Origin of the sequence: Paenibacillus wuxiensis, assembly GCF_040195695.1 — a bacterium.
GTDB classification, from domain to species: domain Bacteria; phylum Bacillota; class Bacilli; order Paenibacillales; family Paenibacillaceae; genus Paenibacillus_B; species Paenibacillus_B suaedae.
This window is the reverse complement of sequence record NZ_JBEFZI010000014.1, coordinates 57,031-70,440: the sequence shown is the minus strand read 5'-3', so window position 1 is coordinate 70,440 and position 13,410 is coordinate 57,031. Positions and strand designations below refer to the sequence as shown.

9 protein-coding genes and 1 pseudogene are annotated in these 13,410 nt (G+C 53.0%); 7 read left to right on the top strand and 3 right to left on the bottom strand.

Going from position 1 to position 13,410, the window contains the following annotated elements; all coding sequences use genetic code 11:
- Positions 1-37 precede the first annotated feature (37 nt).
- Both ABN764_RS25975 and ABN764_RS25970 read left to right on the top strand, forming a co-directional pair.
- The gene (locus ABN764_RS25975; RefSeq protein WP_446673519.1) at positions 38-565 is read left to right on the top strand and encodes a hypothetical protein; all 528 of its coding nucleotides are present in this window, start codon (positions 38-40) and stop codon (positions 563-565) included.
- A gap of 49 nt (positions 566-614) precedes the next feature.
- Positions 615-1,091 carry a GNAT family N-acetyltransferase gene (locus ABN764_RS25970; RefSeq protein WP_446673518.1) on the top strand — a complete coding sequence of 159 codons (477 nt, stop codon included), beginning with the start codon at positions 615-617 and terminating at the stop codon, positions 1,089-1,091.
- Positions 1,092-1,210: 119 nt separating this feature from the next.
- Here the strand turns inward: ABN764_RS25970 and ABN764_RS25965 are convergent.
- Together ABN764_RS25965 and ABN764_RS25960 are read right to left on the bottom strand one after the other, a co-directional pair.
- A pseudogene (locus ABN764_RS25965) lies at positions 1,211-2,030 on the bottom strand (glycosyltransferase).
- 149 nt (positions 2,031-2,179) lie between these two features.
- A complete protein-coding gene (locus ABN764_RS25960; RefSeq protein WP_446673517.1) occupies positions 2,180-7,756 on the bottom strand; it encodes a hypothetical protein in 5,577 nt (1,858 codons plus the stop codon).
- Between the two features lie 228 nt (positions 7,757-7,984).
- Here ABN764_RS25960 and ABN764_RS25955 point away from each other — a divergent pair, with 228 nt between their 5' ends.
- On the top strand, positions 7,985-8,248 hold the full coding sequence (locus ABN764_RS25955; RefSeq protein WP_028532639.1) for a YqkE family protein: 264 nt from the start codon (positions 7,985-7,987) through the stop codon (positions 8,246-8,248).
- 170 nt (positions 8,249-8,418) lie between these two features.
- Positions 8,419-9,060: a GTP pyrophosphokinase gene (locus ABN764_RS25950; protein WP_021262317.1), complete on the top strand. Its 642-nt coding sequence runs from the start codon at positions 8,419-8,421 to the stop codon at positions 9,058-9,060.
- Positions 9,061-9,114: 54 nt separating this feature from the next.
- On the opposite strand, the gene ABN764_RS25945 is transcribed toward ABN764_RS25950, so the two are convergent.
- Positions 9,115-10,416, bottom strand: coding sequence for a hypothetical protein (locus ABN764_RS25945; protein ID WP_446673516.1), 1,302 nt, complete (start codon positions 10,414-10,416; stop codon positions 9,115-9,117).
- Positions 10,417-10,704: 288 nt separating this feature from the next.
- Here ABN764_RS25945 and ABN764_RS25940 point away from each other — a divergent pair, with 288 nt between their 5' ends.
- Genes ABN764_RS25940 through ABN764_RS25930 form a run of 3 tightly spaced genes read left to right on the top strand, consistent with a single transcriptional unit; the run spans position 10,705 to position 13,380 of the window.
- The gene (locus ABN764_RS25940) at positions 10,705-11,676 is read left to right on the top strand and encodes an energy-coupling factor transporter ATPase (RefSeq protein ID WP_446673515.1); all 972 of its coding nucleotides are present in this window, start codon (positions 10,705-10,707) and stop codon (positions 11,674-11,676) included.
- The gene (locus ABN764_RS25935; protein ID WP_446673514.1) at positions 11,673-12,548 is read left to right on the top strand and encodes an energy-coupling factor transporter ATPase; all 876 of its coding nucleotides are present in this window, start codon (positions 11,673-11,675) and stop codon (positions 12,546-12,548) included. The genes ABN764_RS25940 and ABN764_RS25935 overlap by 4 nt, the downstream gene beginning before the upstream one ends.
- A gap of 4 nt (positions 12,549-12,552) precedes the next feature.
- Positions 12,553-13,380, top strand: a complete 828-nt coding sequence (locus ABN764_RS25930; protein WP_446673513.1) for an energy-coupling factor transporter transmembrane component T family protein — start codon at positions 12,553-12,555, stop codon at positions 13,378-13,380.
- Positions 13,381-13,410 lie beyond the last annotated feature (30 nt).

Below are 13,410 nucleotides of genomic sequence, written 5' to 3'. Positions count from 1 at the left end.
GCAGGACACTTTTGTTTCTTACGGAGGGGGAAATTTCTTGAACAGGTGGATTCGAAACAAAGTAGTTATCGCGTACATTGTTATTTTTGTCCTTCTTACTCTACCTCTTTTCGTGAAAATCCTACAACACTATGACACGTTGGGTAAAATAGAAACCGCACTTCATAAATTGTATAGGGACACTTGCCATGAGAATGTGGAAGAAATCGTAGTAAGAGCAGACATCTTGCAGCCTTTTACGATAATGCCAGGTGGTGCGGTGAATGAATGGAGGGCGACGACTTCATCGAAGGTAGCACCGTCAGTAACAGGTCATTATGGAAAAGAAGTGATTAGCATGAGTAAATTCCCTTGCTCAAAAAATGAATTCATTTTAGATAAAGGAAAAAGGGAGTTTGCTCCAATTGAATATCTTACTCTTAGTACAGATGATAACGAAGGCATACCTTTATTAGGTTACTATTTTCTAATACTCGCGTATTTTGTATACTTTTCTAGCATTCTAATCATTCTTCTTGTATACGTGATAAAAAAACTGATTGGCATGCTGCGCAATTCACGGTAATCGAAGTAATGCAAACAACTAGAGTACAGCAGACTAGGAGGTACACATTATGAAAGTCACAAGAGCTGCACATGAAGACCTTGAACAGTGGCTGAAATTGGCTGCAGAGGTGGAATATTTATTCGGTCCAATGGTGGACGATCCTCATTTTGTGGAAGCTGTTGAGAAGAGTATCGAGATGGGAAGGGCGTTTTGCATAAGAGAGAAAGACGGAGATCCTGGTGCACCGCTGTTGGGCGGGGTGCTTTTCTCCTCATCAAATGCCCCGATCTATAAAATCCATTGGCTATCGGTGTCATCTCATGCCAGACAACAAGGCGTGGGTTCGGCAATACTTGATCATATTTTAAGCTTGGTAAATCCTCCTGCGGAAGTTTTCGTTATTACGTTCGGTGAAGATATTCCAGATGGACAACCTGCAAGAAGATTGTATCAGAAATTTGGATTTTTGCCTCTAGATGAGATGGTTCCGAATGGCCCAGAAGGGGGCTCACGTCAAAAGTTCAAACTATCCATCGGTAGTTAGAGAAGTATCTTACATAAATAAGATTAAACCTCGTACTTGCTGCTGCATGAAATCACGTATTGAAGATATGTATCTGAATTTGTGCAGCAGCAAGCAGAAGGAGAGCTTGAACATAAGAATTAATGAGATGCATCACTTGTAATAGGGGTGTCTGATGGGGAGAAGATGGACTCGAAATAAGCTCGATTGTGCAGCGCTCGTTCGTCTTCTGGGCGATATTGAGCGGCTAATTCGTTATGCGCTGAGGCCAATTGATGTTCTCCGATGCGATCATAGCACACACATAATTGCAAGTGGGGGAGCCATGTAGAGCATGCTGTATTCGATAAACCAAGAACATCGTCAGATGGATTAAGGGTAGTGGCTGTTTTGTACCAAAAGATGGAGCTCTGCCATTCACTCTTTTGCAAAAAGTAAAATCCGAGGCGACAGCAAATTTCTGACGTGGAGCGGCATATTGAAGGGAACGAATCGCACTCTCTAACTCGAGCTGCTCGTTTCCAAGTGCATGATGACAGTCAGCCATCTTTCCGCAAGCAGATAAATTGTCCTCGATCCACCCTTGGCCAGTTTCAAGAAAGCGCTCGTAATATTGAATGGCTTCTTCATAACGTGCATGATCTTGCAGTTCATTTGCGTAATAATACAAGTCCCTCGGTGAAAAAGTTTCACCTCGCTGCAGCGCATTTTCATAAATGGCGATATTCCGATTCCTGTCATGATGCATGCTGGCATGGGTTACGGCAACGCTGCAAAATCATCTATCCATACGAAATCATAAATATCGCTTGTGAATGGACGAGCGATTTCTTTGGTTTGATCGGTGGAGCCTGTATCTACGATGATTATTTCATCTACAAAATCAGCGACTGAAGACAGACAACGTGCCAACGTATCTTCCTCGTTTTTGACAATCATGCACAGGCTTATGCTTGGCAAGTTGATCCCTCCATTCGAACAAGGTTGTAGGTGCTTGCTAGTAGATATATATTTCCGTTGTGCTGAAATTGACCTTACAAATGAAAACGATAGCCGTGCGAATAGAAGCTATTCACACGGCTATCAAGGAGGATTATAAATATATGCATTTAGCTGAGTCGGATGATTGTTACCGCTGCTCCGGCACCATTATTGATTAATGTAGCTGTCCCAAGGAGTCCAAACAATTGAAGGGAAATCGTTGAATTTGCAGCCAAAGTTACGATGACATCACTATTAAAGCTGGATAGCGTAAGCACTGGCGTTATGGTGGATGCGACATTCGCAGCGCCGTTAATAATTAGACGCGACCCGAGAAGTAGACCGGCAGTTAAATTGACTTGGTAGGTTATATAATATCTACCGGCAGTGGAGACAGTGAATGTGTCATTTGCTGCGTTGATAGTGATACCTGGGCCAATATTTTGAGCACTTGGAAGTGGTACGAGGGTTCCTCCAACAATAACGGAGATCGCTGCACCAGTTGTATTTGCAGCGAATGCAGAAGTTGCAGTTGTACTTGTTCCTGTAGCTCCGGTAGTCCCCGTAGCTCCAGTGTCACCTGTAGCGCCGGTAACGCCAGTAGCACCAGTCACGCCGGTAGAGCCAGTAACGCCAGTAGCACCAGTCGCGCCGGTAGTACCAGTAACGCCAGTAGCGCCCGTAGTGCCGGTTGCCCCCGTGGCACCAGTAACACCAGTCACGCCCGTAGCCCCAGTAACGCCAGTAGCACCGGTAGTGCCAGTAACGCCAGTCGCGCCAGTAACGCCGGTAGCGCCAGTCGTCCCAGTAGCACCAGTCGCCCCAGTAGCACCAGCGGCACCGGTAGCGCCCGTAGCTCCATTAATGCCGGTAGCGCCAGTAATACCAGTAACGCCAGTCGAGCCAGTAACGCCGGTAGCACCAGTAACGCCGGTAGCACCAGTAACGCCGGTAGCACCAGTAAAGCCAGTAGCGCCAGTAACGCCAGTCGCGCCAGTAACGCCAGTCGCGCCAGTCGCGCCAGTAACGCCGGTAGCCCCCGTACCGCCGGTAGCACCCGTAACGCCAGTAACGCCAGTAACACCAGTAGCGCCCGTAGCACCGGTAGCACCGGTAACGCCAGTAACGCCAGTAACGCCAGTCGCCCCGGTTGCGCCAGTAACGCCAGTCGCGCCAGTAACGCCGGTAGCCCCCGTACTGCCGGTAGCACCCGTAACGCCAGTAACACCAGTAGCACCAGTAGCGCCAGTAGCGCCAGTAACACCAGTAGCACCGGTAACGCCAGTGGTACCAGTAACGCCAGTAGCTCCAGTCGCACCGGTAGCGCCAGTGTCACCAGTAGCCCCAGTAGCCCCAGTAGCCCCAGTAGCCCCAGTAGCACCAGTAACACCAGTAACACCAGTAACGCCAGTCGCGCCAGTAACGCCAGTCGCCCCGGTAGAGCCAGTAACGCCAGTCGCGCCAGTAACGCCGGTAGCCCCCGTACCGCCGGTAACGCCAGTAACGCCGGTAGCGCCAGTAACACCAGTAACACCAGTTGCTCCGGTAGCACCAGTAGCGCCAGTAGCGCCCGTAGCGCCAGTAGCGCCGGTAGCACCAGTCGCCCCGGTAGCACCAGTCGCCCCGGTAGCACCAGTAGCGCCAGTAGCGCCGGTAGCACCAGTAGCGCCGGTAGCACCAGTAGCGCCGGTAACGCCAGTCGCCCCAGTAACGCCGGTAGCCCCGGTAGAGCCAGTGACGCCGGTAGCACCAGTAATTCCAGTCGCACCAGTAGCACCAGTAACGCCGGTAGCACCAGTAAAGCCAGTAGCGCCAGTAAAGCCAGTGACGCCGGTAGCACCAGTAGCGCCAGTAACACCAGTCGCCCCAGTAGCACCAGTAACGCCGGTAGCACCAGTGTCTCCGGTAACGCCGGTAGTGCCAGTAACGCCGGTAGTGCCAGTAACGCCGGTAGCACCAGTGTCTCCGGTAACGCCGGTAGTGCCAGTAACGCCGGTAGCACCAGTAACGCCAGTAGTGCCGGTCGCCCCCGTAGCGCCAGTAACGCCGGTTGCACCAGTAACGCCAGTCGCCCCAGTAACGCCAGTCGCCCCAGTAACGCCGGTAGCACCCGTAACGCCGGTAGCACCAGTGTCGCCCGTAGCACCAGTGTCGCCCGTAGCACCAGTAGCACCAGTAACGCCAGTAACGCCAGTAACGCCGGTAGCCCCAGTAACGCCAGTGGCACCCGTGGCGCCAGTCACGCCAGTCGTGCCAGTAACGCCCGTAACACCAGTAGAACCAGTCGTACCAGTAACGCCAGTCGCCCCAGTAACGCCAGTCGCCCCAGTAACGCCAGTCGCCCCAGTAACGCCAGTCGCCCCAGTAACGCCGGTAGCACCCGTAACGCCGGTAGCACCAGTGTCGCCCGTAGCACCAGTAACGCCAGTAACGCCAGTAACGCCAGTAGCCCCAGTAGCCCCAGTAATTCCAGTCGCCCCAGTAACGCCGGTAGCGCCAGTAGCACCCGTAACGCCAGTAACACCAGTGTCTCCGGTAACGCCGGTAGCCCCAGTAGCGCCAGTAGCCCCAGTAGCCCCAGTAGCCCCAGTAGCACCAGTAACGCCAGTAGTGCCGGTAGCCCCCGTAGCGCCCGTAACGCCAGTAACGCCAGTAGCACCAGTAACGCCGGTAGCGCCAGTAACGCCAGTCACGCCCGTAACGCCGGTTGCACCAGTAACACCAGTAGCACCTGTGGCTCCGGTATCGCCAGTAGCCCCAGTCGCCCCAGTAACGCCAGTCGTCCCGGTAGCGCCAGTGTCGCCCGTAGCACCAGCAGCACCGGTAGCACCGGTAGAGCCAGTAACGCCAGTAGCACCTGTGGCTCCGGTAACGCCGGTAGCACCAGTAGGGCCAGTAGCGCCCGAAGCGCCAGTAACACCAGTAACACCAGTAACACCAGTAGCGCCGGTAGCGCCAGTAGCCCCAGTAGCCCCAGTAGCGCCAGTATCACCGGTAGAGCCAGTCGAGCCAGTAGCGCCGGTAGCACCGGTAGAGCCAGTGACGCCGGTAGCCCCAGTAATTCCAGTCGCCCCAGTAACGCCAGTAACACCAGTAGCACCAGTAGCGCCAGTAGCGCCAGTAACACCAGTAGCACCGGTAACGCCAGTGGTACCAGTAACGCCAGTAGCTCCAGTCGCACCGGTAGCGCCAGTGTCACCAGTAGCCCCAGTAGCCCCAGTAGCCCCAGTAATTCCAGTCGCCCCAATAACGCCGGTAGCGCCAGTAACACCCGTAACGCCAGTAACGCCCGTAGCACCAGTAACGCCAGTAACGCCGGTAGCACCGGTAGAGCCAGTGACGCCGGTAGCCCCAGTAATTCCAGTCGCCCCAGTAACACCAGTAACACCAGTAACACCAGTAACACCAGTAACACCAGTAACACCAGTTGCTCCGGTAGCACCGGTAGCCCCCGTAGCGCCGGTAGCGCCAGTGTCGCCCGTAGCACCAGTAACGCCAGTAACGCCGGTAGCCCCCGTAGCGCCAGTAGCACCAGTGTCTCCGGTAACGCCGGTGGCGCCAGTAGCTCCAGTAGAGCCAGTAACACCAGTAACGCCGGTAGCACCGGTAGAGCCAGTAACACCAGTGGTACCAGTAACGCCAGTAGCTCCAGTCGCACCGGTAGCCCCCGTACCGCCGGTAGCCCCCGTACCGCCGGTAGCACCGGTAACGCCAGTAACGCCAGTAACGCCAGTCGCGCCAGTCACGCCGGTAGCGCCAGTAACGCCAGTAGCACCAGTAATGCCAGTAGCACCAGTCACGCCGGTCGCACCGGCAGTGCCAGTAGCGCCAGTCGCCCCAGTAGTGCCAGTAGCACCGGTAGTGCCAGTAGCACCGGTAGAGCCAGTAGCGCCAGTAGCACCGGTAGAGCCAGTAGCGCCAGTAGCACCGGTAGAGCCAGTAGCGCCAGTAGCACCAGTAACGCCGGTAGCGCCCGTAGCACCAGTAGCGCCAGTAGCACCAGTAGGGCCTGTAGCGCCCGAAGCGCCAGTAACACCAGTAACACCAGTAGCGCCGGTAGCCCCCGTAGCGCCGGTAGCGCCAGTGTCGCCCGTAGCACCAGTAACGCCGGTAGCACCAGTAACGCCAGTCGCACCTGTAGCGCCGGTGGCACCAGTGTCCCCGGTAGCACCGGTAACGCCAGTAACGCCAGTAACGCCAGTAGCCCCAGTAGCGCCAGTGTCGCCAGTAGCACCGGTAAAGCCAGTAGCACCAGTAACACCAGTAACACCAGTAGTGCCAGTAGCGCCGGTAGCACCAGTAGTGCCAGTCGCGCCGGTAGCGCCAGTAACACCAGTGGAGCCGGTAGCGCCGGTAGCACCCGTCGCGCCGGTAGCGCCAGTCGCACCAGTAGAGCCAGTCGTACCAGTAGAGCCAGTAACGCCGGTAGCCCCAGTCGCGCCGGTGTCGCCTGTAACACCAGTAACGCCAGTCGCACCCGTAGCGCCGGTGGCACCAGTGTCTCCGGTAGCGCCGGTAGAACCAGTAGAACCAGTAGAACCAGTAACGCCAGTCGCTCCAGTAGAACCAGTAACGCCAGTCGCGCCAGTAGAGCCAGTAGAGCCAGTCGCGCCAGTAGCACCAGTAGAGCCAGTAGCTCCAGTAGAGCCAGTAGCTCCAGTAGAGCCAGTAGCTCCAGTAGAGCCAGTAGAGCCAGTCACGCCAGTCGCCCCAGTCGCCCCAGTAACGCCAGTGGCACCAGTAGCGCCGGTAACGCCAGTCGCCCCAGTCGCACCAGTAACGCCAGTAGCTCCGGTGTCGCCCGTAGCGCCAGTCGCACCAGTAGAGCCAGTAGAGCCGGTAGAGCCGGTAGCGCCAGTCACGCCAGTCGCGCCGTTGGCACCAGTAGCACCAGTAACGCCAGTAGCACCAGTATCGCCGGTAGCTCCCGTAACGCCGGTAGCGCCAGTGTCGCCCGTAGCACCAGTAGCACCAGTAACGCCAGTAGCACCAGTAACGCCAGTAGCACCAGTATCGCCGGTAGCTCCCGTAACGCCGGTAGCGCCAGTGTCGCCCGTAGCACCAGTAACGCCAGTAGTGCCGGTAGCCCCCGTAGCGCCGGTCGCCCCAGTAGCCCCCGTAGCGCCAGTAACGCCCGTAACGCCAGTAGCGCCGGTAGCGCCGGTAGCGCCAGTAGCACCGGTTGTGCCGGTAGCGCCAGTAACGCCAGTCGCACCAGTAGAGCCAGTAGCACCGGTAGCACCAGTAGAGCCAGTAGCGCCGGTAGCACCAGTAGAGCCAGTAGCGCCGGTAGCACCAGTAGTGCCAGTAGCGCCGGTAGCGCCGGTAGCGCCAGTGGCACCAGTAGCCCCAGTGCCGCCAGTAGCACCAGTGGCACCAGTAACGCCAGTCGCCCCAGTGGCTCCGGTAGCGCCAGTAACACCGGTGGTGCCCGTAGCACCCGTAGCACCCGTAGCCCCAGTCGCGCCCGTGAAGCCAGTGGCACCAGTAGCCCCTCGTTGTCCGTTGGCACCCGTAGCGCCTGTTGGGCCGGTCGGACCCGTTGGCCCTGTTATACCTGTAGGTACGCCAGTCGGGCTCGTTGGGCCAGTATGAGGTGGGATTGGGACAAACGGGGGTGGAAATACATTTGCACAACTTTGCGGAGGGAAAATATTAGACCGGACTAGGTTGCTGTAGCTATTTTTCCTTAGATCCCCATCCATGGTGTACGCTCCTTCCTTCAGAATAAGTTGGATGGACAGAGACGATGTATTGGAAACAGACTAGTTTTCATAGGGACATTTCTACCAATACCCACAATGTATGTAGATGAATGTGTATCCGCAACACGAATCAGCAATCAATCGTATTACAGTTTAGGGTTGTCTGTGTGGAAGATGGTGCTTCATGAGGAATACTGCTATAATGAAAGGGAAATCGAGGTGATCAGAATGGGGAAAAAACGCAGAACAGCAGCGGCTCCGACTCAGGCTGCCACGGAGAAGCCGGCTACCTTGAAGGATTTGTTAAGTCCCGATGTCTTGAACAAGCTGAAGACTCAAGCCAAGGAACTGCAAGTCCAAGAAGACACTCGCAAGGAACAAGAGCGCCAGAAGGCTGAGGAAGCCCGCCGTGCCGAGCAGAAGAAGCTGGACAACAACTTCGAATATTTATTGAATAACAGCAGCCTGGATTGGCGCAAATATAAAAAGTAAGGAAAAGCGTGCAGACGAGAGAGTCTCACGCTTTTCCTTCTTTATACACCTTAAAATAAATGGGGGATCGTCTCCTTCCAATCCTGTACATTTGATCTCAGCGTCAAGAGGAGGTAATCTTGGTTATATAGTATTGTTACATTGTTCACATATCGGATGGAGGAGACAGCATGAACTTGCCTATCTTAAATAAATTTGAATTGTTCGAGGCGATACAGAAGCATTGGGGTGGCTTTTTTCGTCAATATGAAATGGCTCTGAACGAGCTTCAGAGTGATTTTCAAATCATTGATCTCGATTGGAAGACCAAATTCGGATATTCTCCGATCGAACATATGAAGGCACGGGTGAAGAATCCGCTGTCCTTGCTCAAAAAAATTGAACGCAAAGGGATTCCGTTCTCCATGGATGCGGTTCAGAACAATATTCGTGATATTGCGGGACTGCGGATCGTTACCACATTTCTGGATGACGTATACATGATGAAAGAGCACATCGAGCAGCGAGAGGATATCCAAGTGCTTCAAGTGAAGGATTACATTCAGAACCCGAAGCCAAGCGGCTATAAAAGTTTGCACATGGTGGTGAAGACACAGGTTATTCTCTCGCACGAAGTATTGTGGGTACCCGCTGAAATTCAGCTGCGCACATCTTCCATGGATTTCTGGGCAGCGACAGAACATAAGCTGAACTATAAATATGAAGGCGGAGAAGTGCCTGAGGATGCGCGCAACCAGCTCTATGAACTATCCAAATCCGCGTTCCAAATGGACGAGCAGATGTCCATGCTGCGTAATCAGCTGCTAAAATAAACGGAACACCACAAGGCTCCCCTTGATAAGGAGAGCCTCTTTGTAATGTCCAAATTACTTGATGCCATGCCACTTGGCAAGGTGCTCCGCATGAGAGCGCAAATAAGCATGTGGGCCAAAAAATTGATCATAATAATCCAAATCCAAATGGTGGGTCTGCAAATACATAAGTGAAAAGACGGATGGAACCGTGGCAGGAAATTTGCCGAAGGCGTCATAAATGTATTGCGCCATATGGCTGACTGCTTCTCGGAACGGCTCATCGTGGATTTGTGCGCTGCCTCGTACTTGGCGGCTATCTTTCCATGGGCCTGGCGTATCGGGATGGAAGGGGCCGTTTTTGCCAAACTTGCGATCACAGAACGCATCCACAGCGGCGCGCATATCTGCAAAATGCGGCGGTGTAAACGAAGTGAACACTCCTTCAAGGCCGGTTGGATTAGGGAGCGACCACCGCTTGTCAGTATCATAGCGGAACCCAAGTCCAGGCACATTCGGATCCCCGCTAGCTCCGAGCACAGTAAGTCGGTCAATGCCGTCGAACATCCAGCCGCCTAATCCGAGTGCCTGCTGCATAAGCATGCCAGCATAGGTTGCGGTCGACAACTCAGCCGACAGTTCTGCTAATGAATATTGATCGAGGAATGTAAGCGGAAGCGGATTGTCAACATCGACAATGTCACGGAACTGCTCAATGCCCGGAATAGGTCGGTCGTTCACATCATCGTAAATGCACAGCCCATTTTGGACATAGAAGCATAGGTTTGCAATCGTATGCTGAGCCAAGTCTCCTATTGGAAAGACGAGCAGCGTACCTGGCTTGTTCGCAACCCATGAATTATGCCCCTCCATATAAGGCTCATAATTCGGAATATGTAGACGTTGATTGGAAATGCGGCGAATATTGCCAGAATAAGCTTGAATGAGGTCAATGAGACGATGGTTGCCATCTGAATTCCGTTCCGTGAGCGGAGGTGTGTCTCGCGTGTCAAACAGATACGTTCCTGTGTCGTCGGTAAAGAAAATCTGAGAGGTATGAAAGCCAGCCGCTGATGGAAACGTTCGACCTGAGGCTGAGCCTGAATAATTGGATAGATGCGGCTTATATCGTTCATGACGGGTTACGGAATGATGCCAGCCGGTGACACCGCCAACTGCCAGGAGGATAAGAATTTTCTCTATTTCATCCAAGGGAAGCGACTCATGCTTGGACGTATAGGCCAGAGATCCGTCTGGAATTTCAGCCCCTCTGAAGAAGCGGCGCGAGCGTCGTCCGAATAAGGCGTCAAGCAGAGGGAATTGAAGCAAATCCTGAAGGGTTTGTTCATCGATATGATGATGGGTTTGAACGGACAAGTGGAAGACCTCCTTAGTTGGGAAAATAGAAAAAGAGACACGCCAATTCCTGTAGGAATCGGGTGTCTCCAGTTGACTGGTCGAACCGCCGATGCGTATCCGCCTGTATGTTATTGTGTGTATCTTATTTCAATATATACGTAAATGTCAATAGGAATTATCAACATTAAAAATCGACTAACTTGTGAGGCGGGGGTAAGAAACTGCACAAAACAATCGTTGACAGTTCAATAAGCCGGTGATATGATGCTGTTCAAATCATTATAATCACATCGGAATTATAGGTTGATGTTGACCGGACGACCGGAGACGTTATTCCCATCATGGGGAATGGCGTCTTTTTTCGTTCCTGAGAACACAGTTGTTGATCACTTCGAGAAGGAGGGAATTTATGTGGATCCGATCATTCGGGTAGAACGAGTTTCTTTTCATTATGGAGAAAGTGAAGAGCGAATTCCAGTTCTCTATGATGTTGATTTCGAACTGGCACAGGGGGAAGCGGTGGCCATCGTCGGGCATAACGGTTCCGGCAAATCCACCTTCGCTAAGCTGCTAAACGGGTTGCTTCATCCCTCAAGTGGAGAGGTATGGGTTTCGGATACAAATACGAAAAATGAGCAAGCAAGGGAGCGACTCCGCTCGGCAGTAGGCATTGTGTTTCAGCATCCAGACAATCAGTTGGTCGAGACGATTGTTGAAGATGACATTGCATTTGGGCCGGAAAATATCGGTGTGCCTCAAGATGAAATTCGTCGCCGTGTAGATGAGGCATTGGAAGTGGTGGGAATGTCGGCATTTCGAGGCCGACCGCCCCATCGCTTGTCAGGGGGCCAGAAGCAGCGCATTGCGATTGCAGGGGTACTGGCGATGCAGCCTTCATGTATTGTGTTCGATGAGTCAACGAGTATGCTCGATACCTATGGTCGGCGGGAGGTCATGGAAGTGATCCAACAGCTGCGCAATCAGGGGGTGGCCATCGTATCGGTTACTCACCATATGGAAGAAGTCGTTCATTTCGATCGTGTCATTGTGTTTCAAGAAGGCCGTATTGTACGTGAATGCACTCCGAGGCAGCTGTTCACGAATCACGAGCAGCTTGCTGCCTATCATTTGGAGCCGCCAGAAATGAATCGAATAGCAGTGGGCGTTCATCGACATGAGGAATTGTTCCGATCCGATCGGTTGACGGTATCTGAAGTGGTGGATGAGTTCGAGCACATGGTGAGGTGGCAGCAGCGGAAGGAGGCGTTATCTTCATGAGTCTGTCTGAATTTGCAGTACAGGTTGAGCAGTTGTCCCACACGTATATGAAGGGAACGCCATTTCAGCAAGAAGCACTTCACGATGTGTATTTTCATGCTAAGCCAGGGGAATGCGTGGCAATCATCGGACATACGGGTTCCGGCAAGTCGACGCTCATCCAGCATCTGAATGGCTTACTGCTTCCTCAAACCGGGCAAGTCAACGTGCTTGGCCATGTATTGTCCGAATCGAAGCGCTCACTGTCCGAAATACGGAGGCAAGTTGTGGTTCTGTTCCAGCAGCCAGAGGATCAACTGTTCGAGAAATATGTAGCTGACGATATCGCTTATGGCCCGCTTCAATATGGATTGCCGAAGAAGGAGGTCATCCAACGCGTGAAGCACGTGATGGACTTCGTTGGGCTGCCGTTTGAAACAATGAGGAATCGGCCTATCTATGCGCTTAGCGGTGGACAGAAACGCAAGGTTGCACTTGCAGGACTGCTAGCTCTAGATCCGCAAGTCATTGTGCTTGATGAACCGACTGCGGGGCTTGACCCGACATCTCGTCAGGAACTGCTATACAAGATCAAGCGATTGTCGCGTGATGAGGGGAGAACCATCATATTTGTCACCCACAGTATGGAAGAAGTGGCCCTGCTCGCAGATCGAGTATATGTACTGGCAGATGGGAGCAATGTCGCTGATGGAACGACACGTGAAATCTTTGCTAATCGGGAGCTCATTCATCGCTATCGGATTGGAACGCCGCAAAGTGTGGAGCTTGTTCATACGTTGATTGCGCACGGATATGACATGAGCAGCAGCACATTCGGGGTTGAGGAGACGGTAGCGGAAGTAAGGAAATTGCTTCATCAGGAGGTGGGGTAGAACGATGGCAGAAGCATTTGATTCGGCTCGGCATATTACAATAGGGCAGTACATGCCGGGACGTTCACTCATCCATCAATGGGATTCACGGTATAAGCTGGCGGCGTTCACCTTATATATAGGCGCCGTTGCCTTCTGTCAATCTTATGCAGGTAATATAACTGGACTCGCAATAAGTCTGTTCATCGTCTTCTTTGCGCGCATTCCAATCGGATATGCCTTGAAGGGATTGAAGCCTGCACTTCCTTTTCTCCTAATTCTGGCCCTTCTTCAATTATTGTTCAATGGAAAAGTGTATGCGAATGGTCAGGTGTACTGGCAGTATGGATTCATTTGGCTGACAGAAGGCGGGGTACGGCTTGTCATTGTATCCACGATGCGGTTCGTAGATATGATGCTCCTCGTGAGTGTACTGACACTGACCACCACAACAACTCAGCTTGCACGGGCCATGCACAGCTTATTGCGCCCACTGGAGAAGATGAAGGTACCTGTTCATGCCTTCTGCATGATGATTACGATTGCCCTTCGCTTCGTTCCAACATTCGCGCTGGAGATGGATAAGATTCGCAAGGCGCAGGCTGCTCGCGGTGCATCCTTCGGTACGATCCCATGGTGGCGGATCATTAAGCGAACACAATCGGTATTCCCTCTCATCATTCCGTTATTTCAATTAGCCCTTCAACGTGCGGAGCAATTAATTGCAGCAATGGAGTCGCGAGGATACCGATCGCATGGCAGAACCTCGTTCCGTTCGTTTGAAGCGCGAACTCCTGATGTGATGCTGCTGTTTGTGGCGGTAGTAGCAGCCTATCTGTTGATTTGGCTGTAATGGAATGGACGATGAAGTGCCTCACATCCC

Bases quoted from the DNA above. Each gene is read 5' to 3' on its own strand.
- ABN764_RS25970 (WP_446673518.1), top strand. From the start codon at position 615: ATGAAAGTCACAAGAGCTGCACATGAAGACCTTGAACAGTGGCTGAAA.
- ABN764_RS25960 (WP_446673517.1), bottom strand. From the start codon at position 7,756: ATGGATGGGGATCTAAGGAAAAATAGCTACAGCAACCTAGTCCGGTCT.
- ABN764_RS25955 (WP_028532639.1), top strand. From the start codon at position 7,985: ATGGGGAAAAAACGCAGAACAGCAGCGGCTCCGACTCAGGCTGCCACG.
- ABN764_RS25950 (WP_021262317.1), top strand. From the start codon at position 8,419: ATGAACTTGCCTATCTTAAATAAATTTGAATTGTTCGAGGCGATACAG.
- ABN764_RS25940 (WP_446673515.1), top strand. From the start codon at position 10,705: ATGTTGACCGGACGACCGGAGACGTTATTCCCATCATGGGGAATGGCG.
- ABN764_RS25935 (WP_446673514.1), top strand. From the start codon at position 11,673: ATGAGTCTGTCTGAATTTGCAGTACAGGTTGAGCAGTTGTCCCACACG.
- ABN764_RS25930 (WP_446673513.1), top strand. From the start codon at position 12,553: ATGGCAGAAGCATTTGATTCGGCTCGGCATATTACAATAGGGCAGTAC.